Source organism: Streptomyces sp. NPDC051664, assembly GCF_044453545.1.
In the GTDB taxonomy this organism is placed as follows: Bacteria; Actinomycetota; Actinomycetes; order Streptomycetales; family Streptomycetaceae; genus Streptomyces.
In genome coordinates this window covers 204,756-228,924 of record NZ_JBITCU010000007.1, presented here as the reverse complement: position 1 = coordinate 228,924, position 24,169 = coordinate 204,756, and the positions used below count along the sequence as shown (strand labels likewise).

Annotated in this window: 16 protein-coding genes; 4 read left to right on the top strand and 12 right to left on the bottom strand. The window is 70.9% G+C overall.

Annotated elements, in window-relative coordinates:
* Positions 1–157 precede the first annotated feature (157 nt).
* Positions 158–1,474, top strand: a complete 1,317-nt coding sequence (locus tag ACIA8E_RS16425) for a PspC domain-containing protein (protein WP_399298482.1) — start codon at positions 158–160, stop codon at positions 1,472–1,474.
* A gap of 156 nt (positions 1,475–1,630) precedes the next feature.
* Here the strand turns inward: ACIA8E_RS16425 and ACIA8E_RS16420 are convergent, their stop codons facing one another.
* The 5 genes from ACIA8E_RS16420 to guaA form a co-directional block, all read right to left on the bottom strand.
* On the bottom strand, positions 1,631–2,140 hold the full coding sequence (locus tag ACIA8E_RS16420; protein WP_399298480.1) for a DoxX family protein: 510 nt from the start codon (positions 2,138–2,140) through the stop codon (positions 1,631–1,633).
* A 112-nt stretch (positions 2,141–2,252) separates the two neighbouring features.
* Positions 2,253–3,518: a hypothetical protein gene (locus ACIA8E_RS16415; RefSeq protein ID WP_399298478.1), complete on the bottom strand. Its 1,266-nt coding sequence runs from the start codon at positions 3,516–3,518 to the stop codon at positions 2,253–2,255.
* Positions 3,519–3,631: 113 nt separating this feature from the next.
* Positions 3,632–4,402 carry a class II aldolase/adducin family protein gene (locus tag ACIA8E_RS16410; protein WP_399298476.1) on the bottom strand — a complete coding sequence of 257 codons (771 nt, stop codon included), beginning with the start codon at positions 4,400–4,402 and terminating at the stop codon, positions 3,632–3,634.
* 94 nt (positions 4,403–4,496) lie between these two features.
* Positions 4,497–5,252 (bottom strand): SAM-dependent methyltransferase, encoded by a 756-nt coding sequence (locus ACIA8E_RS16405; RefSeq protein WP_399298475.1) that lies wholly within the window; start codon positions 5,250–5,252, stop codon positions 4,497–4,499.
* Positions 5,253–5,368: 116 nt separating this feature from the next.
* Complete coding sequence (gene guaA / locus ACIA8E_RS16400; protein ID WP_030968960.1) at positions 5,369–6,964, bottom strand: glutamine-hydrolyzing GMP synthase; 1,596 nt, start codon at positions 6,962–6,964, stop codon at positions 5,369–5,371.
* Positions 6,965–7,320: 356 nt separating this feature from the next.
* Between guaA and ACIA8E_RS16395 the strand changes: the two genes are divergently transcribed.
* Positions 7,321–7,641 (top strand): chorismate mutase, encoded by a 321-nt coding sequence (locus ACIA8E_RS16395; RefSeq protein ID WP_327126410.1) that lies wholly within the window; start codon positions 7,321–7,323, stop codon positions 7,639–7,641.
* 972 nt (positions 7,642–8,613) lie between these two features.
* Here ACIA8E_RS16395 and ACIA8E_RS16390 read toward each other — a convergent pair.
* From ACIA8E_RS16390 to ACIA8E_RS16370, 5 genes are all read right to left on the bottom strand, one after another.
* On the bottom strand, positions 8,614–10,449 hold the full coding sequence (locus ACIA8E_RS16390) for a GMC oxidoreductase (protein ID WP_399298472.1): 1,836 nt from the start codon (positions 10,447–10,449) through the stop codon (positions 8,614–8,616).
* A 49-nt stretch (positions 10,450–10,498) separates the two neighbouring features.
* Positions 10,499–12,124 (bottom strand): succinic semialdehyde dehydrogenase, encoded by a 1,626-nt coding sequence (locus ACIA8E_RS16385; RefSeq protein ID WP_399298470.1) that lies wholly within the window; start codon positions 12,122–12,124, stop codon positions 10,499–10,501.
* Positions 12,125–12,271: 147 nt separating this feature from the next.
* Entirely contained in the window at positions 12,272–13,909 is a 1,638-nt protein-coding gene (locus ACIA8E_RS16380) for a serine/threonine-protein kinase (RefSeq protein ID WP_399298468.1), read from the bottom strand.
* A 126-nt stretch (positions 13,910–14,035) separates the two neighbouring features.
* A complete protein-coding gene (locus ACIA8E_RS16375) occupies positions 14,036–16,738 on the bottom strand; it encodes a protein kinase (RefSeq protein WP_399298466.1) in 2,703 nt (900 codons plus the stop codon).
* 168 nt (positions 16,739–16,906) lie between these two features.
* Complete coding sequence (locus tag ACIA8E_RS16370; protein ID WP_399298464.1) at positions 16,907–18,892, bottom strand: serine/threonine-protein kinase; 1,986 nt, start codon at positions 18,890–18,892, stop codon at positions 16,907–16,909.
* Positions 18,893–19,011: 119 nt separating this feature from the next.
* On the opposite strand from ACIA8E_RS16370, the gene ACIA8E_RS16365 reads away from it, so the two are divergent.
* Positions 19,012–20,181 carry a serine hydrolase domain-containing protein gene (locus ACIA8E_RS16365; protein WP_399298462.1) on the top strand — a complete coding sequence of 390 codons (1,170 nt, stop codon included), beginning with the start codon at positions 19,012–19,014 and terminating at the stop codon, positions 20,179–20,181.
* On the opposite strand, the gene ACIA8E_RS16360 is transcribed toward ACIA8E_RS16365, so the two are convergent.
* Positions 20,118–21,824, bottom strand: coding sequence for a glycerol-3-phosphate dehydrogenase/oxidase (locus tag ACIA8E_RS16360; protein WP_399298460.1), 1,707 nt, complete (start codon positions 21,822–21,824; stop codon positions 20,118–20,120). The genes ACIA8E_RS16365 and ACIA8E_RS16360 overlap by 64 nt on opposite strands.
* Positions 21,825–22,072: 248 nt before the next feature.
* Here ACIA8E_RS16360 and ACIA8E_RS16355 point away from each other — a divergent pair, with 248 nt between their 5' ends.
* A complete protein-coding gene (locus ACIA8E_RS16355; RefSeq protein ID WP_399298458.1) occupies positions 22,073–23,335 on the top strand; it encodes a nucleotide sugar dehydrogenase in 1,263 nt (420 codons plus the stop codon).
* Positions 23,336–23,644: 309 nt separating this feature from the next.
* Here ACIA8E_RS16355 and ACIA8E_RS16350 read toward each other — a convergent pair whose 3' ends face one another.
* Positions 23,645–24,100: a hypothetical protein gene (locus ACIA8E_RS16350; protein WP_399298456.1), complete on the bottom strand. Its 456-nt coding sequence runs from the start codon at positions 24,098–24,100 to the stop codon at positions 23,645–23,647.
* Positions 24,101–24,169: the final 69 nt, after the last annotated feature.

Genomic DNA, 24,169 nt, shown 5'->3' with positions numbered 1-24,169 from the left:
GGGCGGCGGCATCAGGGTCGGCCCCCACTCGACCCTGAGACGGCCGGTAGTGCGGAGACCCGAGGGCCTCCCTTCAGGGTCCGGCGCGGTCAATATCAGGGATCGGCCAGGGTCGGCGCGGGTGCCGCGGGCGCCCACTGCCCGTCACCATGGAGCCATGACCGTTCCCCAGGACGCCGCCCCCGGCGTCGCGCCGCCCGCCGCACCTGGTCCGCAGCTGCAGCGCAGCGCGCGGCAGAAAGTGGTGGCCGGGGTGTGCGGTGGGCTCGGCCGGTACTGCGACGTGGACCCGGTGATCTTCCGGATCGTGCTCGGTGTCCTGTCGGTGACCGGTGGCCTGGGCCTGATCTTCTACGGCTTCGCGTGGCTGCTGATCCCGCTGGAGGGCGAGGAGGAGAACGAGGCGCGCAGGCTGCTGTCCGGCCGGGTCGAAGGGGCGTCGCTGATCGCGGTGCTGTTCGCGCTGATCGGCTGCGGGCTCTTCCTCTCCATGCTGGGCAACGGCGGCACGCTGGCGTTCTCCGCGATGCTGACGCTCGCGGTCATCGGCTGCTGTGTCTGGACGCAGCGCCGCAGGACCACGGCCCCCGAGGACCCGCTGCACCCGGCGGCCGCACAGGCGGCGGCGGACGCGCCGCCGGAGGTGAAGGCGCCGCCGTCGCCGGCCGGCCCGTCCTGGTGGCGGGATCCGATCATCAAGGACGGCACCTCGGGGCCGGTGGGCGCCGGCTATCTGTGGGGTCCGGCGGACACGGTGCTCGACGAGGGCACGGTACGGCCTCCCCGCAGGGCCGCGGCGGACGCACCGTTCCGCGCGCCCGAACGGATGCGGGCGGACCAAGGGCCGCACTCGATCGGCGGCCTGGTCTTTCTGTTCGCGCTGATCGCGGGCGGTCTGTCCACGGGCCTCAGCTGGGAGACCCATCCGCTCGGTACGAGCCTGCAGTTCGGTCTGGCCGCGGCGCTCGCCGTGTTCGGTGCCGGCATGGTGGTCAGCACGCTCCTCGGCCGGACCGGGTTCGGCACGCTGCTGCTGTCGGTGATCACGGCGGTGCTGCTGGCGGGCGCGGCCGCGCTGCCGAAGGACATCAGCACCCGGTGGGTGCGCGAGGAGTGGCGCCCCGCCTCGGTCGCCGCGGTCCAGCCGCGGTACGAACTGGGCTCCGGGGTCGGCACGCTCGACCTCACAAAGGTGCCGGTGCCGAAGGGCGACACGGTCAGCACCCGGGTACGGGTCGGCGCCGGCCGGGCGGCCGTCGTGGTACCGAAGGCGGTGACGGTCCAGCTGCGGGCGGAGGCCGGACTCGGGGACATCCGGCTGCCGGCCGATCCACCGGGCGATGTGGACATCAGCCCGGCACGGAACGAGCACCGGACGATCGCTCCGCCGGCCGGCGTCACCCCGGCCGGCACGGTCGAGCTGGACCTGGAAGTCGGTATCGGACAGGTGGAGGTCACTCGTGCTGCGTCATGAGATCCGGCCGGGGCGCGCGGTGGCGGGCGTCGCGATGCTCGCCCTGGCGGCCGGCTACGCGGCGGACGCTGCGGGCAGCTGGGACGCCCCTTGGACCTTCTTCTTCCCGGTGTTCTTCGGCGGCCTCTGGCTGGCCGCCACCACGACGTGGGTGAGCTACCGGATGCGGCGGCGCCGCGACGCGAAGAAGGCGTCCACGGAGAAAGATGCGGCGCCGGCGAGCACGAGCGGCAACCAAGCCATGAGGTAGGCCAGGTCGTTGCCGAAGTAGTACGGATCGGCCTGCCAGCTCACGGTCAGCCACAGGCTCAGCGAGATCAGTGCCCCGCCGAGTGCGGCGAGCCGCGCCCACAGCCCGATCAGGGTGCCGATGCCGACGGCGAGTTCACCGAAGGCGATGGCGTACCCGAACGCTCCGGGGTTCTTCAGCGAGAGGTCGACGAGGGCCGGGATCGCGGACGAGTCGCGTACCGCGTGCATCATCTCGCCGACCGAGCCCGACCCGGAGGCGCGGAAGAAGGCGCTGTCCGTCAGTTTGTCGAGCGCGGCATAGATGAAGGTGACGCCGAGAAATATGCGCAGCGGCAGCAGCGCATGCTCCCGTGCCAGCTCCCGCAGGCTCCTCGTCTCGCCCAGACCACGTGTATTCGTGCCGTACCCATGCATAGCGACCCCGCCTTCCGTCGACCCGTTACCAGACCATACGTACGCGGTGAACGCGCTGCTCACCAGCCCTACGGTTCGATCAGGCGCAATCGGCGGGGATCCGGCCGGCCGTTCAGTCCGTGACGTCGATCTCGACCCGATTCGTCTCCACCCCGGCGGCCGTCACGACCTGTACGTCCACCAGTCCCGGTTCGACCTCCACCGGCACCGGCACGGTGAGCACGGTGTCCGCCGGGTTGGCGAAGCCGCCTGCCACCGGGACCAGCGGGACATGGACATGAACCCGGCCGATCCGGACGACCACGCGGGCCAGCCGGTCCGGGGCCCCGGCGCCGGGCGGCACGAAACCTGCACCGCGGATCTCGATGTCGTCGCCGGTACGGATCGGCGCGTCCAGATCCCCGGGCTCCCGGGCCCGTACGACGGACAGCACGACCGGGCGCCCGCCCTCCGTGTACTTGCCGGCGAAATACGTCGCCGCGGAGACGGCCACCAGCAGGGCCAGCCCCCAGGGCAGATCGGGCAGTTGCTCGGGCCGGCGGGCCAGCCGGACCACGGCGAAGAGTACGGAGACGGCGCTCACCAACACGTACTGCACGTCGGTGAAACTGCCCCGCCCGGAGTCGTCGGTGAGCAGATCGGCGGCGCGCGGCCGGTCGGCGCGCAGCTTCTGCAGACGCCCGGCGAGGGCGCGTACGGTCACCACCCGGCGCACGACCACGGCAATGGCGCACACCAGCGCCAGCGCGGTCAGCACCCCGGCGCCACGCGCCAGCTCCAGACCGTCGATCAGCGCGTCGCGCTCCGCATGGCCGGAGGCGCCCGCCAGCTGGAGGGCGAGGACGAGTACGGAGAAGACGGCGAGCAGCACCCAGGCCACGGCCACCGCACGGGAGGTGGAGAGCCGGTTGTCCTCGCCGATCAGCGGGGCGAGGACACCGCCGCGGGCCCGGTGGAAGCGGGCGGCGCCGGTCAGCAGCCCGGCGGTGACGAGCGCGGCGACCAGACCGGCGGTACGGGCCGTCGACCAGCCCGCACCGATGGCGGTGCCGGCCTCACCGATGGCGAGCAGGGCGACGCCTCCCCAGACGACGGTCAGGGTGCGCACCCACACCTGGTGAAGCCAGGCGTCGCCCGCCTCCCGGTTGCGCTCGGCGACCGTACGGGCCGACTCGGTCAGCTCGTCGGAGACCCACTGGCGGGTCGCGGACGCGGACTGGGCGACGCCGGTCGGCAGCCCCTGGCCCGCGGCGAGTTCGTCCCGCTTGGCCAGGAAGGCGGCCACCGCGCGCCGGTGTCCCTCGCGCGCTCCGTGCGGGCAGTCGCCGCACGTACAGCCACCGCCGTGAGTGCCTTGTCGTGCCTCGTCCAACGCCACGGAGAACGCCGCCCTTTCCCGCCCACGTACTGCCAACTGACCACCGATTGCTGCGAATTGTGCCGTACGGGACGGGCCTGCCCCGCATCGGGGCCGCCGGGGCGCGCGGATCGTCAGAATGTTCGGGAGATCCTGTTCCACAGGGGCTGGTAGTTGATCCAGGCCACCAGGTCGCTGCCGAGCTGTTCGCGGGTGGCCACCGCCTCACGGTGCTCGATCAGAACCGGCTTCCCGGCCGCCCGCGCGGTCAACTGCACCTGGCAGGAACGCTCCATCGTGACGAACCACCAGGCGGCCGCGTCCACCGAGTCGCCGACCGTCAGCAGCCCGTGGTTGCGCAGGATGATCGCCTTGCGGGTGCCGAGCGCGGCCGCGATCCGCCGCCCTTCCTCCTCGTCGACGACGACCCCGGTGTAGGCCTGGTAGACCGCGTGGTCCTCGTAGAAGGCGCAGGACTCCTGGGTGATCGGCTCGATGAACTCACCGAGCGCCGACAGCGCCCGCCCGTGCAGGGAGTGCGTGTGCGCGACGGCGACGACGTCCGGGCGGGCCCGGTGCACCTGGGCATGGACGGCGAACGCCGCCTGGTTGACGTGGTGGCGCCCCTCGACTACCTGCCCGTCACCGTTGACCAGGATCAGCTCGTTCGACAGGATTCCGTCGAAGGGGGCGCCGAACGGGTTGACCCAGAAGCAGCCGGTGTACTCCGGGTCCCGCGCGGTGATGTGACCGGAGACGCCGTCCTCGTACCCGTACGCCGCGAACAGCCGCAGCGCCCCGGCCAGCCGCTCCTTGCGGTACGCGCGTTCCTCGTAGACCGACTGATGGACGGGCGGCATCGCGAACTGCAGCTGTTCCACGGGTATCGGTGTGGGCTCGGGCATGGCGACTCCTCGGGGCTCCCAGGGCGTACGGGACCGGAAGTTACCGCCGGTCGCCGCAGGTGGCCAGAGCGATCACGCACCGATTCGGGAACGGTCAGGCGCTCAGCACGAGGTAGGCGAGGGTGAAGTCCCCGCGGTAGCCGCCGTAGTAGCCGGTGCGGCGGGCGTCGACCTCGGCGATCACCTCGTCGTACAGCGGATGCCCGGGGTTCTCCAGCGCCCAGCGCTCACCCCGTCCGATCGGCCCGTTCGACTCGAAGAGGTCCCATTCACGCTGGTCGGCGACGGTCACCTGGAGTGCGCGCAGCCCGACGGACTCGGCGAGCCTGATCAATTCGAGCAGCGATCCGAAGTCGCCGGGTTCGGCCCCGATGCCGGCGAGTGCGGCGGGGGACGGCTCCCTCAGCCAGATCCCGTCGCCGTACAGCACCCGCCCGCCGGGCCGGACGGCGGCGCTCAGGGCCTTCAGCGCCTCGGCCGTCGAGCCGGGCCAGGCATGGGCGGAACCGATGGACACGGCGAGGTCGTAGCCGCTCTCGGTCCACTCGGTGGCGGGCGTCGCGTGGAACCGTACGCGCTCCGCGAGCCCCCGCTCCTCGGCGAGTGCCCGCCCGCGCGCCACAGCGTCGGGGTCGGTCTCCACACCGTCGCCGGTGCTGCCGGGCGCCGATGCCACCAGTCGCATCAGCAGTTCACCCCAGCCGCTGCCGATGTCCACGATGCGCGCCCCGGGGGCGGGTGCACAGGCCGAGATCAACTGTGCGGCGTGCTCCTCGGAGAGCGGGGTGTTCCAGGTCAGTCGGGAGTTGTGAGGCGCGGAGATGATCGGGCGGATCTCATCGGCAGACATGGTCGCGGAGCCTCGCACAGACGTGCAGGCGGTGCAATCGGTTTTCTCAGCCGGTACGACGATGCCGCCGCTCAAACGAATGAGCGACGGCATCACGTTGACTCTGCGGGGGAGGGCTACTCCCACTCGATGGTGCCCGGCGGCTTGCTCGTCACGTCGAGGACGACGCGGTTGACGTCGGCGACCTCGTTCGTGATGCGGGTGGAGATCTTCGCCAGAACCTCGTACGGCAGACGCGACCAGTCGGCCGTCATGGCGTCCTCGGAGGAGACCGGGCGCAGGACGATCGGGTGGCCGTAGGTGCGGCCGTCGCCCTGGACGCCGACCGAGCGGACATCGGCCAGGAGGACAACGGGGCACTGCCAGATGTCACGGTCGAGTCCGGCCGCGGTCAGCTCCTCGCGGGCGATGGCGTCGGCCTCGCGCAGCAGGTCGAGCCGGTCCTTGGTGACCTCGCCGACGATCCGGATACCGAGTCCGGGGCCGGGGAACGGCTGGCGCTGGACGATCTCCTCCGGCAGGCCGAGCTCCTGGCCGACCATCCGGACCTCGTCCTTGAACAGCTGGCGCAGCGGCTCGACGAGCTGGAACTCGATGTCGTCGGGAAGACCGCCCACGTTGTGGTGGGACTTGATGTTGGCGGTACCGGTGCCGCCGCCGGACTCCACGACGTCCGGGTAGAGCGTGCCCTGCACGAGGAACGCGACGTCCTCGCCGGCCGCGCCCGCCTCGGCGACGAGCTCGGCCTGGGCCTGCTCGAAGACACGGATGAACTCGCGGCCGATGATCTTTCGCTTCTGCTCGGGGTCGGAGACCCCGGCAAGCGCCTTCAGGAACCGTTCCTCGGCGTCGACGACCTTCAGCTGGACGCCGGTGGCGGCCACGAAGTCCTTCTCGACCTGCTCGGTCTCGCCCTTGCGCATCAGACCGTGGTCCACGTACACGCAGGTCAGCTGGGAGCCGATGGCCTTCTGCACGAGGGCTGCGGCGACCGCGGAGTCCACGCCGCCGGAGAGCCCGCAGATGGCGCGCTTGGTGCCGACCTGCTCGCGGATCAGCGCGATCTGCTCCTCGACCACGTTGGTCGTGGTCCAGGTCGGCTCGATGCCGGCGCCGCGGTAGAGGAAGTGCTCCAGGACCTGCTGGCCGTGCGTGGAGTGCAGCACCTCCGGGTGGTACTGGACGCCGTACAGCTTCTTCTCGTCGTTCTCGAAGGCGGCGACCGGCACGACGTCCGTGGACGCGGTGACGGTGAAGCCCTCGGGGGCGGCGGAGCAGGCGTCGCCGTGCGACATCCACACCGACTGCTCGGCGGGCGTGCCCTCGAAGAGCGTGGAGCCGGTCTTGGAGACGGTCAGCGGGGTGCGGCCGTACTCACGGGCACCGTTGTCGTCGACGGTCCCGCCGAGCGTGGTGGCCATCAGCTGGAAGCCGTAGCACATGCCGAAGACCGGGACCCCGGCCTCGAACAGCGAGCGGTCGAGGCTGGGCGCGCCCTCCGCGTACACCGAGGAGGGGCCGCCGGACAGGATGATCGCCCGGGGATTCTTGGCCAGCATCTCGGCCACCGGCATCGTGGACGGGACGATCTCGCTGTAGACCCGGGCCTCACGGACGCGTCGGGCGATGAGCTGGGCGTACTGCGCGCCGAAGTCGACAACAAGGACCACGTCGGGTGCGGTGTCGGGGGCGGCGGGGGGTGCTGCTGGCACGGGCGGCCTTCCGGCGGTGAAGGGGGGTCGGTCCTCCCGATTCTACCGGGGATGCGAGGGAGACCCTGTTCGCGTCCGACGGGACGGGTCGTCGGCCGCCGTCACCACGGCGTCTCACCATCCGGGCGCCGCGTTGGACCACCGGCGGGGGCGGGTCCATACTGAGGGCATGCGTCAGCACACGACCTACGTCTTTACCTATGGCACCCGGCCCGCCGGCTGCCATGGTCGTGCTGCTTGAGCCACTGACAAGCAACGTTCCAGGCGCCCCGGGCCGACAGGCCCGGGGCGTTCTGGCATTCCGGGTCCGATCGCTCCGGGGGGCCGCACCCCACCAGGACATCAGGAGTCACGGAATGAACAGCACCGCCGTCGCCGCGAAGAAGCTCGCCGAGAAGACCCCCACCGAGAAGACCGGTGCGCACACCGACGAGGCCGCCGCGCTGATCGCCGGAGCCCGAGAGCGCATCGATTCACTGGACGACCGGATCATCGGGCTCGTCCAGGAACGGATGGCCGTCTCGGCCGTCATCCAGGAGGCCCGGGTCACCTCCGGTGGCCGCCGGGTCAACCTCTCCCGCGAGATGGAGATCCTCGGCCAGTACCGGGACGCGCTCGGCAAGCCCGGCACCTCGCTCGCCATGACGCTGCTGGAGCTGTGCCGCGGCCGCGTGTGAGACCTGCGCGGCTGCCGCACCGGCCGCGGGGCGTACGGGCGTATCTGCGTTCGGGCCGACTCTCACCCGTACGGCGCGTGACCGGGCGGACGGTGACTTCGTTGGTCCCGGTGTCCGTGCCAGCCAGGGGCGGCTTTCGAAGTAACCACGCGTGGCTCCGCTGGAGCGTGTGGCGTACTGCAGGTACGCCGTGGGACCGCGCCCCAGCGTGCGTGACCGGTCGGCAGGGGACAGCAGCCCGGTCACCCCAAGAACGGTCGGCTTCGGGGACGCCCGGAGCCGGCCGTATCCGGTCGAAACGGTTGCGCAAGGCGCAGCCCGTCCAGCACGACGCGTAGGGCACGCCTCCCCCCATTTCGCACCACCTCTGACTTGGGTGGACGCCACTCCTGCGCCCCCGTACGCCGGGGGCGCAGACCCGATGCACCTCACTCTGCGACGATCCCCGGCACCGCTTCTCGGTACCGGCGCCGTCCTGACACCGGTGCTGATCCACAAGGGCCCCATGGACCGGTTCACGGCCCACGGGGCCCTTGGTCATGTCGTGACCCTCTCGTGGCTGCCGGCCCCTGGAGGCGCAGCGGAGCCGTCGCGTCAGCAGGGCGACGACGGCGGCACCACAGGTACCGGAGGGGCCACAGGGGGAGGCGTGACGGGCATCACATAAGGATTCTGTGAGTATCCGGACAACCATTACCCCGGACCACGGGTCATGCATGCAGGACACCGGCCCCAGCCGTGACCCGGCCACGCGGAAGGCCTGGCACGCTCGCCGAGACCGGTTCGTCCTCCGCAGTGCCGATGTTCGCCCTCGCGGGCGGCGCGGCCGTAGTGCTCGGTGGCCGGTGCGATGTTCGTCGTGCGGCGCCGCAGGAACGGTGACGCCGCCGCGTAACGGGCGACATCACCGGTAGGCGTGAGGGGCTGCACTCGGAGGGGGGTGCAGCCCCTTTCCGCTGCCCTGTTTCTCTTCTACTTGTCTGCGTTCTTCTTCGGCGGGACCGCGGGAAGGCCCAGGAACGGCAGCTTGAGCGCGCCGAAGGCCTCCTTCGGCACCGCCGGCGCCTTCGGTTCGACCGCGGCCAGCCGCTCGTACGCCTCGCCCTGCGCCGGACGCGGGTCCGCCTCGCCCTTGTTGGGCCAGAACGACATGGCCCGCTCCGCCTGCGCGGTGATGGTCAGCGACGGGTTGACGCCGAGGTTCGCGGAGACCGCCGAGCCGTCGACGACCGAGATACCCGGGTGCCCGTACAGCCGGTGGTACGGGTCGATGACCCCCTCCTCGGCGTCGGCACCGATCGGGCAGCCACCGAGGAAGTGCGCGGTGAGCGGGGTACCCATGAGTTCCCCGACGTTCGAACCGGCGAACCCGTTGATCTCCTCGGCGAGCAGCGAGGCGCTGCGTGTGGCCTCCTCGATCTGGGTCGGGTTCGGCGCGCCGTGCCCCTGGCGGGCGGTGAGCAGGCCCTTTCCGATACCGCCCGGCTTGCGGTACGTCGTCAGGGAGTTGTCCAGCGACTGCATGACGAGGCCGATGATGGTCCGCTCCGACCAGCGCCGATTGGAGAGCGATCGCACGGCGAGGGCCGGGTGCCTGGCCATGTTGCCGAGCCAGCCCAGCACCCGGCGGCCGCCGTACGGCACCTGCAGGATCGACATCGCGCCCATGGCGTTGGAGCCCTTGCCGTAGCGGACCGGCTCGATGTGGGTGTTCTCGTCGGGGTGGATCGACGAGGTGATGGCGACGCCCTGGGTGAAGTCGGCCTTCGCGGTGCCGTGCTTCTTTCGGTAGCGGCGGTCGCTGGTCTGCGAGCCGACGAGCGCCTCGGAGTTGGTACGGGTCAGCTCGCCGAGCCGCGACGACAGCCGGGGCAGCAGCCCCTGGTCCCTCATCGTGTGGAGCAGGGTCTGGGTGCCGTACGTACCCGCCGCCACGACCACCTCGCGAGCGCGCAGCAGCGTCGGCCTGCCCTTCCTGCGGCGGTCCGTCGGGACGGTGGTGACGTGGTAACCGCCCTCCGGGTCATCCGTGATCGCGACCACGGAGGTCATCGGGTGGATGACCGCTCCGGCCTTCTCGGCGAGGTGGAGGTAGTTCTCGTTGAGGGTGTTCTTCGCGCCGTGACGGCAGCCCGTCATGCATTCCCCGCACTCGGTGCAGGCCTTGCGGGCGGGCCCCGCGCCGCCGAAGTACGGGTCGGCGACCGTTTCACCGGGCTTCGCCCTCGCCGTACCGTCGGCGTCCTTGCCGTCGCCGAAGAAGACGCCGACCGGGGCGAGATGGAAGGTCTCGCCGACCCCCATGGTCTGCGCGGTCGCCTTCAGATGGACGTCGGACGGGGTCATCGTCGGGTTGAGCCGGACTCCGAGCATCCGCGTGGCCTGGTCGTAGTACGGCGCCAGCTCGTCCTGCCAGTCGGTGATGGCGGCCCACTGCCGGTCCTCGAAGAACGGTGCCGGGGGTACGTACAGCGTGTTGGCGTAGTTGAGCGAGCCGCCGCCGACACCCGCGCCGGCGAGCACCATCACATTGCCGAGCAGATGCACACGCTGGATGCCGAAGAGCCCGAGTGCGGGGGCCCACAGGTAGTTCTTGATGTCCCAGGAGTTCTTGGGGAGGGTGCCGGGGGTGAAGCGGCGGCCCGCCTCCAGGACCCCGACCCGGTACCCCTTCTCGGTCAGCCGCAGGGCCGACACCGCACCGCCGAAGCCCGAGCCGACGACAAGGACGTCGTAGTCGTACGCCGCGTCGTCATCGGTCTCGTCGGCCGGTACGGCCTGATTCTGGGCAGGGCTGTCCTGGGACATGGCTCTCCTCGGTACGAAAAGGGCAGAAGGTGCCGCGGTGTTACGGGGGTCAGCGCAGGCGGAACGCCTTCATCGCCTTCAGGCTGCGGCTCATGAACGCCGCGTACTTCTCGTCGTCCATCCCGAAGGACGGGGCGAGCGGGATCAGCCTCTGCTGGGCGACGGTCTGGGCCTCCGTGTACTTGAGGATGCCCTCGGAGCCGTGCCGCCGGCCGAGGCCGGAGTCCTTCATGCCGCCCATCGGGGACTGCACGCTGCCGTACGCGGGGGCATACCCCTCGTTGATGTTGACCGTGCCGGTGCGCAGCCGGGCGGCGACCTCGTGACCGCGCCTGGAGTCCTTGGTCCAGACGCTGGAGTTCAGGCCGTACGGGGTGGCGTTGGCGAGGGCGATGACCTCGTCCTCGTCGGAGAAGCGGTAGACGGAGACGACCGGGCCGAAGGTCTCCTGGGTGCAGACGGCCATCGGCGCCTCGACGCCGTCGAGGATGGTCGGCTCGTAGAACAGCGGGCCGATGTCGGGGCGGGCGACACCGCCGGCGACGAGCGTGGCGCCCTTCTCCACGGCCTCCGCGACATGCTGGGTGACGGTCTCCAGCTGGCGCTCGCCGACGAGCGAACCCATGTCGGCGCCGTACGCGAGGGAGTTGCCGAGCCGCATGGCCTTCGTGCGGGTGGCGAACCGCTCCACGAAGTCGTCGGCGACCGACTCGTGGACGTACAGCCGCTCGATGGAGATGCAGAGCTGTCCGGCGGAGGAGAAGCAGGCGCGGACGGCACCGGCGGCGGCCTTCTCCACGTCGGCGTCCTTGAGGACCAGCATGGCGTTCTTGCCGCCGAGCTCCAGCGAGACGCCGACCAGGCGGGCGGCGGCACCCTGGGCGACCTCGCGGCCGGTGCGCGTGGAGCCGGTGAACGAGACGTAGTCGGCGTGCTTGACGACCTCGGGCCCGACGACCGGTCCGTCACCGAGGACGACCTGGAACACCTCGGCGGGCAGCCCGGCCTCGATCAGCAGGTCACGGGCCCAGAGCGCGGTCAGCGCGGTCTCCGTGTCAGGCTTCATCACGAGGGCGTTCCCGGAGACGAACGCGGGCAGCGCATCGCCGACGGAGAGCTCGAACGGGTAGTTCCACGGCGCGATCTGGCCGATGACACCGCGCGGCTGCCGCAGCTCGGTGACCTTGGTCAGCGTCGGCACGACACCGGTGTGGCGCTTCGGCTTCAGGTACGAGGCCGCCCTGCGCCCGTAGTGCCGGGCGGAGACGGCGACCGCCTGCACCTCCTCGTGGGCGTGCAGCCGGGCCTTGCCGGTCTCCAGCTGGATGAGGTCGAGGACCTCCGCCTGCCGCTCGAGCACGAGGTCGTGGAAGCGGAGGAGGACGGCGGCCCTGGTCCGGACCGGGGTGGCGGCCCAGGCGGGCTGGGCGGCGCGGGCAAGCTCGAAGGCTGTCGCGACGTCCTCGGGCGTGGACTCGGGCAGGTCGGCCAGCTTCTCCCCGGTGAACGGGGTGTGGTTCGCGGTACGGCCGGAGCCGACGACACCACGGGTGAGCTGGGCGATCACCTCGGGTGTCACCACATCGGCAGCCGTGCGCACACCCGCGGGGGCGGCGACCACGGGGTTGGTACCGAGGGGGGCGGCAGATGCCTGTGAATCCGTCGAGTCCGTCATGAGGGCGAGGGTATGTCCACCCCACCGCTTTGGGTACCCGTCGGTAATAGGTTTTCACACTCCCCACAAACGAGCCAGTGATCACTGGCAACAAAGCCCCTGATCAGGGAGCTACTGCGGTTTGTGGCCGATGGAATCCCGGCAGTCTCAGCCGGTGCCGGCCGGTGCACGCCAGCCGCGCAGCATCGTGTCGAACTGGTCCCGGGTGGTGTCCCAGTCGTCGGCCGGACCCGTCATGTACAGCGCGTACTCCGGGCCGCCCTCCTCCTCGTAGTACATCTGGTCGATCGCGTGGCGCGGGCCCGGGTGATCCTTGGACTCGGTCCAGGTGAACTCCCAGAGGGAACCCGGCCGATCGCGGTAGTACTTGGAGTGCAGGGTCTTGCGCTCGTACCCGGGCAGCCGCCCGGCGAGGTCCCTCTCCATGTTGAGCATGTGCATGTACGAGTTCTCGAAGTCGGGCTCCGGGTCGACGCTGATCCGGATGTAGTGGTTGCCGTCGTCCGGGGTGTAGTCGACGTTCTGCCTGTCCGCCCGGCGCTTCCAGCCGTCCGGTACGACCAGGCTGAACCCCTCGGGGTCGTCCTCCCGATGCCAGCCGTCGGGCACGACCGCGGTGGACGGTGGGCTCTTCGATGTCTCCGCCGAAGGCCGCGGCGAAGTGCTGCTGCCGTGCAGCGAACCGCTCCCGGCGGAGTCCGCCCCCGAGTTGTCGCCGTACTTCATCGCGGCCAGTCCGGCGCCGCCGCCGACCAGCGCCGCGAGGGCGACGACCAGGATCGTCGTACGCCAACGGCCGCGGCTGCGGCGGGTCACCGGCGTGGCGGTGAACTGCGGGACGGTGACGCGTGCTTCCGCTCCGGTGCCGACCGTGCCGTCCGGGCCCATCGAACGCAGGGCTTCCTCGGACACCCGCTGGGTCGGGACGTAGGCCTGCGCCGCCCGGGGCTCGCGGCCCTCCATCGCCTGCAGCAGCATCCGCTCCGTCTCGGCCGCCGACGGCCGGTCCGCCGGGTCCTTGCGGAGCAGTGCAGTGATCACCGGTGCCAGCACCCCGGCCCGGGCGGGCGGCGGTGGTTCCTCGGTTACGACGGCCTGCATGGTGGAGATCGGGGACGTACGACGGAACGGCGAACACCCCTCGACCGCGGTGTAGAGCGTGGCGCCGAGGGACCAGAGGTCGGACGCGGGGCCAGGGTCGCCGCCCCGTACCCGCTCGGGCGCCAGATAGTCGATGGAACCGACCAGTTCACCGGTCCTGGTGATCGTCGAGTCGCCCTCTATCGCGGCGATCCCGAAGTCGGTGAGCAGCACCTGCCCGTCACGGGCGAGGAGTACGTTGCCGGGCTTCACGTCCCGGTGCAGCACACCGGCGCTGTGCGCGGCGCGCAGGGCACTCAGGACATGGAGGCCGATCCTGGCCGCCTCGCGCGGCGCGATCTCGCCGCTCTCCTTGGCGGCGTCGGCGAGTGACGGCCCGTCGACGTACTGCATGACGATCCAGGGCCGGTTGTCGTACTCGACCACGTCATGGACGGTGACCACGCCGGGATGGGTGATGCGGGCCGCCGCCCGGGCCTCCTTCTGGGTACGGGCATGCAGCACCACCCGGTCGGCCTCCGCGACGTACAGCCCGGCGGTCAACTCCTTGACAGCCACCGTGCGGTGCAGCACCTCGTCGTGGGCACGCCAGACCTTGCCCATGCCTCCGCGCCCGAGGACTTCACCGAGCCGGTATCTTCCGGCCAGTACCAGCCCCGCGCCCGTTTCCTGTGATCGGTCCACTTGTCCCCGCCCCGTTTCCTTCGGCTGCCAGGTTACGGAGGGAAGGTACGGCCACGGAACCTCGCATCGCTCACGAGATCGCACTGTGATGCTTGTCGCGCGGCCGACCGCGTTCCTGCCGCCGATTCAGGAAGTCACGCGGTAGGAGGCGATGGCCTGTTCGTAGATGGCTGTCACCTTGTCACGCTCACTGTCCGGGCCGATCACCTGGAGCACGTGGTAGCGGCCGTCGACGATCATCGCGAGGTTGCGGACATAGACCTCGCGCCCCGTGTCGTCCTGCCAGGTGAACTGGCCCTCCGCCATGGCCTGTCGGCCGACGTCGATACGGCGCAGCCCCGTCGCAGAGGACCAGCTGGAGTCCCGGAAGGGCTGCAACTCCCGCTCCTTGTCGCGCTGGTAGACCAGCGGGTCAGCACCGTTGGCCCGCACGGTGTCACGCCCCGGCACGACCAGCAGACTGAACCCGTCACTGCCGTACCGTATCTGCCGGTCCGCGTCGGCGGGGCTGCGCTGCCAGCCCTTCAGCACGCCGACCTCGAAGCCCTCCTCGTCCTTGCGCAGGGTGTATCCGGGGGCGAGCGCGACGGCGGAGCGGCTGGTCTGCGGCTTCTGGGTGCCGGGCGACGACCGGGGCGACTGCGACGGCGCCTTCCCGTCGGACGTGCCGGGGGCGCCGGTGTCCGTGGCGGCCGGGCCCGATCCCTTCGAGTCGGATCCGGTGCCGGCCTTGGGCATGAACATCACGGCGTACGCGATGGCCGCGGCCAGGGCCAGCAGGATCAGCACGAGCAGCAGGCGCCCGAGCCACCGCGGCGCGCGCCCGTCGCCCTGCTGCGGACGGGGCGGGGTGCGCAACGCCTTGGGCCCCTTGGGCTCACGCGGGGCCCTGGGCGCCCTCTCGACCCGCGGCCGCTCGTACCGGCCGGGCCTCTCCCTCGTCTGGCGGTGGCGGCCGTGCGCCGAGGCGCTGCCCAGGCGGCCGCGACGCTTACGGACCAGCTCGCCCCGGCGGCGTACGACGGGCAGCCGGGTGTCGTCGCCGGACGGCACGGGCACGACATCGAGACCGGCCTCGGGCTCGGGCGCCGACCGAACGAGAGAGCGCAGCCAGCCGCGCAGCTCCTCGAAGTCCGGCCGCTCGGTGGGGTCCTGGCGCAGCAACGACTCGACGACGGGGCGCAGCGGACCGCACTCCTCGGCGAAGGCGGGCGGCTCGCCGCAGACCATCTGGACGAGCTCGGCCGCGTTCTCCTCGGGGTACGGGGCATGGCCCTGGACGGCTCGGTAGAGCAGGGCGCCGAGCGCCCAGAGGTCGGTGGCGGGGCCGATGGGCGGCGCCAACTGCCAGTTCTCGTGGACCGGTCCGGCCTGCTCGGGCGCCCAGCGCTCGGTGACGGCACCGACGACGGCGATCCGGGTCTGCCGGGCGCGCTCGGCGGCCAGGGTGGTGGCGGGGCCGCGGTAGGCGGAACTCCCCCGGTCACCGGCGACGATGTCGTCCCAGCGGCCGGAGGTGACCTGTTGCGGCTGCTGGTGTCGGTGTTCCGCTGCGGAGGTGGTGCCATGGCGCCGTGCGTCGGCGCGCAGGGCATCCTCGTTGGAGCCTCCGGCGGGAACGGGGCGCCCGAAGTCGGCGCCGTCGCCCCAGGTGCCGGTCAGGTGCATCCGCCGGCCGGGCGGCCCCTGCCCGCGGTGACCGCCGTCGCCGTCGTCGCCCCTGTCGCTGCCGTACGGGATGCCGTACCCGTTGTCGTCCTCTTCGCCGCCCTCGTCGTCGTACGGGTCGTCGGCGGTGGGGCCCCAGCCTCCCGTGGGCTGCACCCGGCCGGTGTCGGGCCGTCCGGGGCGCTGCACGGGAAGGACGCCGGTCTCCTCCGCTTCCGCCGGCTCACTCGTCCCGGCCTGTCGCCGCTCCTCGCTGACGCGTGCGGCGGCGCGGGTGCCCGCCCGGTAGGCGGCGATGGCTCCGGCGCGTGCGGCCCGCAACTCCGCGGCGCCGCCCGCGTCGTGAGTGTCGGGGTCCGGCGGCCGGCGTACGGCTTCCAGCTCACCGGCGGGGTGGCGCGAGGCCGGCAGCCCGACCGGATCGACGGACTCGACCGGATGATCGATGGCCTCGCCCGGACCGGCGATCCCGGCCGGACCGGAGGGCGACAGCGACGCGGTGGGCGGAACGTACGGACCGGTCGGGCCCGACTCGACCGCGGGCTGCCCGTACGCGTCCTCGTCGTCGGGCTGCGGCGTCGGCATGTACCCGCACAGCGCCTCCTCCGCCGCCCCGGCCGCCAGGCCGGTCAGCACGACGCGCCCGTCGTCGCAGATCAGCACCGTACGAACGGTGATGTTCCGGTGGGTCCAGCCGTGCGCGTGGAGCACCCGCAGGGCCGTCAGCACATCAGAGCCGATCTCGGCGGCCCGGTACGGATTCAGCGGCCGCTCGGCGAGCAGCGCGGCCAGCGGGCGGGCAGCGACCAGCTCACTCACGATCCAGAGCGACCCGTCCTCGGCGAACACATCGAAGACCTGGTCGAGCCTCGGATGGTCGGGCACCTGGGCGGCGGCCTGTGCGGCCTCTATCGCGCGCCGGACCGCGGGGTCCGTGGACCGCCGCACCGCGCGCCCGGTGGTCCGCCGGGCCGTCGAGGGCAGCCCGTCGGCGTCGAGCACCTCGGCGTCCACGACCTCCGGCAACGGCAGCTGACGCACCAGGACTTCCTGACCGCTGGCCGTGTCGAACGCCCGGGTCTCGACCAGTTCGTACTCGTCCGACGGAGGCAGCGGCAGGCGGTAGCGGTCGGCAAGCACCCGACCCGCATAGTCGTCCACGACGCCTCCCCAGAGCGCGCTGTCCCCCCGGCCACAAATCCCGTACCAACCCGTCAATTGCGGTCACTTACCGTGCAATTGACCTATGCATTCGGCTGCGTACGGTTCTCAAGCTCTCACAATACGTGGCAAGTGCCGACCGTGCGGCAGGTCGCCGCAACCCGGCGCTCAGTCCTTGGGCTTGAACGTGGCGAAGGCCGTCTCGCGCAGCGTCCGGCACTCCTTGCCGTTCCACTCGCTCGCCTTGCAGCTGATCATGATCGAGTAGCCGTGCGTGTCGTCGGCCCGGAAACCACGGTTCAGCACCCGGACCCGCTGGCCCTGCTGCGTACGCTCGAACTCCCAGTCGGCGACGGTCGGGTAGCCGTTGAACTCGACCTTCCTTATCCCGAGGTGCCGGTAGCCGTCACTGCTGGCCGCGACCGCGCTCCTCGCGGCGTTCCAGGCGGCAGCGGCATCCTTCCCGGGCGAGCTGTTGTAGTCGATCTGGACGCGCGGGAATCCACCGTCGACGGCGTAGATCTGACCCGAGTTACTGCCCGCGATCTTGTAGCGCGTGAAGTTCTTGGGCATCGCCATCGCGAAGTGGAACTGCTTGTTGGTGACCGTCCTGTACCCGGCGGGCAGCGCGTCGCCGGCCTTCGAACTCCCGGTCCCGGAGTCGTCCGACCCCTTGCCCGAGTCGTCGTCCTTGTCCTTGCCCTCGCCCTTGTCCTTGCCCTGACCGTTGCTCGGGTCCTGGCCCTGGTCCTTGCCGCTTGCGTCGCCCTTGTCCGTGTCGGCAGAGGCGCCGCCCGCCGAGGCGGAGGTGCCGCCCTTGGCGGAACCGCTGCTCCCGTTGTCCTTGTCACCCCCGCCGAGCGTGAGCGCAAGGACCGTGCCGAGCACGGCGAGCACGATGACGACCGCGATGATCGCCAGGGTGCGGCGGGGCACCACGTCCGTGATGGACGCCCGGACCGGCGCGTTCGACGACCCGCCCGGACGCTGCGGGGGTACGCCGCCGACGGCGGAGGCCGGCGAAGCCGTGGGCCGGGCCGGAGCCGAAGGAGCCGTCCGCGGCGCAGGCGAGGCGGCAGGAGCGGACGTCGAGGCGGCGACAGCCACACCCGCACCGGCGCCGGGCGCCGCCTTCGCGTTCCGCACAGAGCGCAGCGCGCCACGCAGGCGGTCACGCGCACCCTCCCCGGCCTCCCCGAGCTTCTTCGACGCCCCCTTGGTGCGGGGGCCCACGACGCGGCCGGGCAGCGCCATCACCTGGGTGGAGTCGGCCGGCGGGGGCACCACAGGGGCGGGCTTGTCGGCTGCGTGGATCACATCGTTGAGCAGGGCCCGCGCACCCGCGTCGTCGAGCCGCTGCTCCGGGTCCCTGGCGAGCAGGCCGTAGATGACCTCCTCCAGCGGCCCCGCGTTCTTCGGCGGGTCGAGCGGCTCGGTCATCACCGCGGTCAGGGTCGCGATCGCCGACCCCTTGTCGTACGGCGGGCAGCCCTCGACGCTCGCGTACAGCAGTCCGCCGAGCGACCACAGGTCGGCGGGCGGTCCGGGCTTGTGCCCGCGGGCGCGTTCCGGCGAGATGTACGAGGGGGCGCCGACGAGCATGCCCGTCGAGGTGACGGACGGGTCGCCCTCGACCTGTGCGATGCCGAAGTCGGTCAGGACGACCCGGCCGTCCTCGGAGATCAGCACGTTGGACGGCTTCACGTCGCGGTGCAGAATGCCCTCGCGGTGCGCCAGACGCAGCACGTCGAGGATGGCAAGGCCGACCTCGGCCGCGCGCTTCGGCGTCAGCACACCGTCCTCGCGCACCGCCTCGGCCAGCGACTTGCCCTCGATCAGTTCCATCACGATCCACGGCCGGTCGTCCTCGTCGACCACGTCGTAGACCGTCACCGCGCCGTTGTTGCGGATCCTGGCGATCGCCTTCGCCTCGCGCAGTGTGCGAGTGATCAGCCGGCGCTTCTCGTCGTCGTCGATGGCCGACGGGAACCGCAGCTCCTTGACCGCCACCGTGCGGCCCAGCGTCTCGTCGACGGCACGCCAGACCGTGCCCATACCGCCCCGGCCCAGCACCTCCCCGAGCCGGTACCTACCCGCAAGGAGACGTCCATCCGTGTCCCGTTGGGGCTCCCGTGCCTGCTCCGCCTCCGACATGCGTCCCCTCTGCGATCAACCCGCCCTGGCAGAGCGTTCATTGTCCCTCACCCCGGGACCGGTCATGGTGCCGGGTCCGTGGTCCGTCATGATGTGGCCGGAGGAAGGGACTCCCTGCCATGCCGATAATCAGGTCGCTGCTCATCACCCCGTTGGTGATAATGCTGCTCGGCCTCGGAACAGCGAGCCTGCCCAGCGAACCACATCTGACTCCCGCAGCCTCCTACCTCCCCCGGCTCGTCGCCCAGGGCGGCGCTCCGACTGCGGCCCTTCTGGCCCATCGAGCCTCCGCCACCCCGTACGACACCTACCGTTCGACAGGATCCGGCATCCGGCGGCAGGACCGGTTCCGGGCGGGCAGCATCACCAAGACCTTTGTCGCCACGGTCGTCCTCCAACTCGCCCGGGAGCACAGGCTGCAACTGTCGGACACCGTGGACCGGCATCTGGCAGGACTGGTCTCCGGACACGGCAACGACGGGCGCCGCATCACCCTGCGCGCCCTGCTCACCCACACCAGCGGCCTGTACGACTACACAGCCGACACGGATGCCCACCCCGTCACCGCCACCGCCGCCGTGCGAGCGGCCGTCGCGCACCACCCCACGAGCGCCACCGGCGGTTTCGCCTACTCCAACACCAATTACGTCCTGCTCGGCCTCGTCGTTCAGCACGTCACCGGACACAGCTACGCCACCGAGATCCGCCGCCGCATCATCAACCCCCTCCATCTCACCGGCACGTCGCTTCCCGGCGCCCGCACCGCGCTGCCCGCACCGCACGGCCGCGGCTACTCGCGTGACCCGGCCGACGGCAGCCTCCGCGATGTCACCGACCTCGACCCGCGCACCGCGGGCGCCGCGGGCGAACTCATCTCCACACTCGCCGATCTGAACCGCTTCTACGCTGCCCTGCTGAGCGGGCGCCTGCTCCCGCCCGCCCAGCTGAACGCCCTGCTGAGCACCGGTACGGCGGACGGGATCTACGGCATGGGCATCTACCCGCAGAAGCTCTCCTGCGGCACCACTGTCTGGGGCCATAACGGCCATATAGCGGGCAGTTACGTCCGCACGGCCGCCACCCGCGACGGCCGGCACACCCTGACGTTCCGCATCAACACGGACAGCCTGTCCGATGCCACGCTCGAACCGGCCCTTCTCGACGCCGAGTTCTGCCGGCCTCACCAGGGGCTGTCCGGCACGTCACGGCCGGGCCGCGGACCGGCTCAGACCGGCACTATGTCCGGTGCGCCGAGCCGCGCCGCGTCCGCCGTCTGGTCGTCCGGCTGACGCTGCGACTCCCTCTCCGCCTGTACCCGCTTCTCGTAGTGCTCCACCTCCCGCTCGATCTGGCTCTTGTTCCACCCCAGCACCGACCCCATCAGCTCCGCGCAGAGCCCTGCGCTGCGGGTGCCCCGGTCGAAGGTCTCGATGGAGATCCGGGTCCGCCGCGTCAGCACGTCGTCGAGATGGCGGGCCCCCTCGTGCGAGGCGGCGTAGACGATCTCGGCCTTCAGGTAGTCGTCCGCCGCGGGCAGCGGCTCGCCGAGCGAGGGGTCGGCGACGATCAGTTCGAGGATCTCCTCGGTCATGGATCCGAACCGGTTCAACAGATGCTCCACTCGGGCGACATGGAGCCCGGTGCGGGCCGCTATCCTCGCCCGCGCGTTCCACAGGGCCCGGTATCCCTCCGCGCCCAGCAGCGGGATGTCCTCCGTGACACAGTCCGCCACCCGCTGGTCGAGGCCGTGGACCGCCTCGTCGACGGCGTCCTTCGCCATCACCCGGTAGGTCGTGTATTTGCCGCCCGCGACGACCACGAGGCCCGGCAGCGGATGCGCCACCGTGTGCTCGCGCGAGAGCTTGCTGGTCGCGTCCGACTCACCGGCCAGCAGGGGACGCAGCCCGGCATAGACACCCTGAACGTCGTCCCTGGTCAGAGGGGTGGTCAGGACCGAGTTGACATGTTCGAGCAAGTAGTCGATATCGGCGCTGGACGCCGCCGGATGGGCCTTGTCCAGGTCCCAGTCGGTGTCCGTCGTCCCGACGATCCAGTGGCGCCCCCACGGGATCACGAACAGCACGGACTTCTCGGTCCGCAGGATCAGACCGGTCGAGGAGTGGATGCGGTCCTTCGGGACGACCAGATGGATGCCCTTGGACGCCCGGACATGGAACTGTCCGCGCTCGCCGATCAGCGCCTGGGTGTCGTCCGTCCACACCCCGGTGGCGTTGACCACCTGTTTGGCCCTGACCTCGTACTCCCCGCCTGCCTCGACGTCCTCCACCCGCGCGCCGACGACCCGCTCGCCCTCCCGCAGGAAGCCGATCACCCGTGCCCGGTTCGCCACGTGCGCGCCGTAGCCGGCGGCCGTGCGCACCAGCGTCGCCACGTAGCGGGCGTCGTCCATCTGGGCGTCGTAGTACTGCAACGCTCCGACCAGCGCGTCCTTCTTGAGCGCGGGCGCGACCTGCAGGGCGCGGCGGCGGGAGAGATGCCGGTGCACGGGCAGCCCGCGACCGTGTCCCGACGACACCGACATCGCGTCGTACAGCGCGACACCCGAACCGGCGTAAAGCCGCTCCCAGCCCTTGTGCTGCAGCGGATAGAGGAACGGCACGGGCTTCACCAGGTGCGGGGCCAGCCGCTCCAGCAGCAGCCCACGCTCCTTCAGCGCCTCCCGTACGAGCGCGAAGTCGAGCATCTCCAGATAGCGCAGCCCGCCATGGATCAGCTTGCTCGACCTGCTCGACGTGCCGGAAGCCCAGTCGCGCGCCTCGACCAGCCCGGTCGAGAGTCCTCTTGTGGCCGCATCCAGCGCCGTCCCGGCGCCGACCACGCCCGCTCCCACGACCAGCACGTCCAGTTCGCGCTCGGCCAGCGCGGCGAGCGCCTCGGCACGCTCCGCGGGTCCCAGTGTCGCTGTCCTCACTGCTGCCTCCCGGTAGATCGGGGTGGTCCGGCACAGGGATGCGGTCCGACCGCGGGGTCGGGTGCCCGTGCCCACCACTCGATTCTGTCCGCGGTCCGCGACTTCAGCCACTGCCTGTGGACAACACCCGGTCGACGAGAGCCGCACAATGCGACATATAGGTCATATTTACGCCTAGTGTGACATTGCACTGTCCCCAGCGGTTGCGCTTTCTGCCTTCATGGTCTTAGGGAAGGACGGCCACCCACATGCCCGCAGACCTCGCCATCATCGGACTCGGTCACCTCGGCCTGCCCCTCGCCCAAGCCGCCGTAGCCGCCGGTATCCAAACCGTCGGCTACGACACCGACCCCCGCCCGTTCGCCGAGCTCTCCGCCGGCCGCACACCCGTCGAAGGCTCCCTCACCGCTTCGGAGATCCGCCGGATGCTCTCGGGGGGCTTCCGGCCCACCGCCGACCCGGCCGAGCTCGGCCGGGTCCGTACCGCCGTGATCTGCGCGCCCACCCCCCTCGGCGCCGACCGCACCCTCGACCTCACCGCCGTCGGCGACGCCGCCCGCGCCCTCGCCGCCCGGCTGCGCCCGCACACCACCGTCCTGCTCGAATCGGCCGTGCCCCCCGGCACCACCGAGAACTTCGTGCGCCCCCTCCTCGAAGAGGGATCGGGGCTGTGCGCCGGCCGCGACTTCCACCTCGCGTGCTCCCCCAGCCGCCTCGACCCCGGCAACCGCACCCACGTCTACAGCAACACCCCCAAAGTCATCGGTGGCCTCACCCCGGCCTGCACCGAATCGGCCGCCACCTTCTACGGCCGGCTCACCGACAAGGTCGTACGGGCCCGGGGGCCGCGCGAGGCCGAGATGACGAAGGTTCTGGAGACCAACTTCCGGCACGTCAACATCGCGCTGGTCAACGAGATGGCGGTGCTCTGCCACGACCTCGGCGTCGACCTCTGGGACGTCATCCGGTGCGCCGAGACCAAGCCGTTCGGCTTCCAGCCGTTCCGCCCGGGCCCCGGCGTCGGCGGCCACTGCCCCCCGGTCGACCCGGGCTTCCTCCCGTACAGCAGCCGCACCCCCGGCCACCCGCTGCGGATGGTCTCGCTCGCCCAGGAGATCAACGACCGGATGCCGAGCTACGTGATCCAGCGCTGCGCCACCCTGCTGAACGAACACGGCAAGTCCGTCCGCGGCGCCCGGGTCCTGCTCCTCGGCGTCACCTACAAGCCGGACCTGGCCGACCAGGAGGCCTCCCCTGCGCGGGAGATCGCCAACCGGCTGATGGACATGGGTGCGCAGATCGGCTACCACGACCCGCACGTCCTGGACTGGCGCGTTCGCGAACTGCCGGTGCCGCGCGCGGACTCACTGTACGAAGCGGCGTCGAGCGCGGACCTGACGGTGCTGCTCCAGCACCACCGTACGTACGACCTGCAGGGCCTCGCAGTGAAGGCCCAACTCCTCCTGGACACCCGGGGCGCGACCCCGGCGGGAGCCGCGCACCGGCTCTGATCAGCGCTCCACGCTACGGCGCTGTCGGAGCGTGCTGCTGATGTCCGAGAACTCGTCGCACGCTCGTGCGACGAGTTTCGTACCTTCGGTGAACCCCATCTGGGTCAGCCCGGTCCGCCACCATCCGGCATTCCGCAAGCCCTCGCCTCCCGGCTGAGCGGCCTGGTCCAGGCGTGGAGTGAGCAAGCAGGCTTCATAGCCGTCGCCTTTCTCGGTATCGCCGGCTACGAGGGATTCGCCATCGCGAGGGAGGCAGCGGGTTGGTCAGCGGGGGCCCGGCACAATAGGTGCCGGGCCCCCACCCTGTACCTACTTCGCGGAATGCGTGTAGTGGTAGCCAATGGCCTTTCGGGCCACTCCCTTGCCGACAAGCTTGCCGTCAAACTTGCCATAGGCCTCGAAGGAGTAGGCCTTGTAGACCGGATACGCCTTCAGAGTCCCGAACTTCCTCTTCGGAACAACCCAGCTACCGGACATGCTCTTCGCCCGCGACTTGGTGACGTCGAAGCCGACCGCCGCCGAGACCGCTCCGGCAGTGACATCGAACTTGGAGCTCTTGGTGTTGCTCACGGTCTCGATGTTCGTGAGCGTCAGCGTCATGGGGCCGCGCCCCCGGACGATCGCGATGTAGTTCTTGCCTGTCTGCAGACCGATGTACTTGACCTTCTTGATGTTGCACAAGTTATAGGCCTTGGGGTGGCCGAATGTGTCCTTGTAACGCGCAGCGCAGCTCTTCTGGGCTGCGGAGCTGGGTCCCGCTGCCATGCCCAGACTTCCAGCCACCAGAGCCAGAACCACGACGGAGCTACGGCCCGCACGAGCCCACGAAAAAGA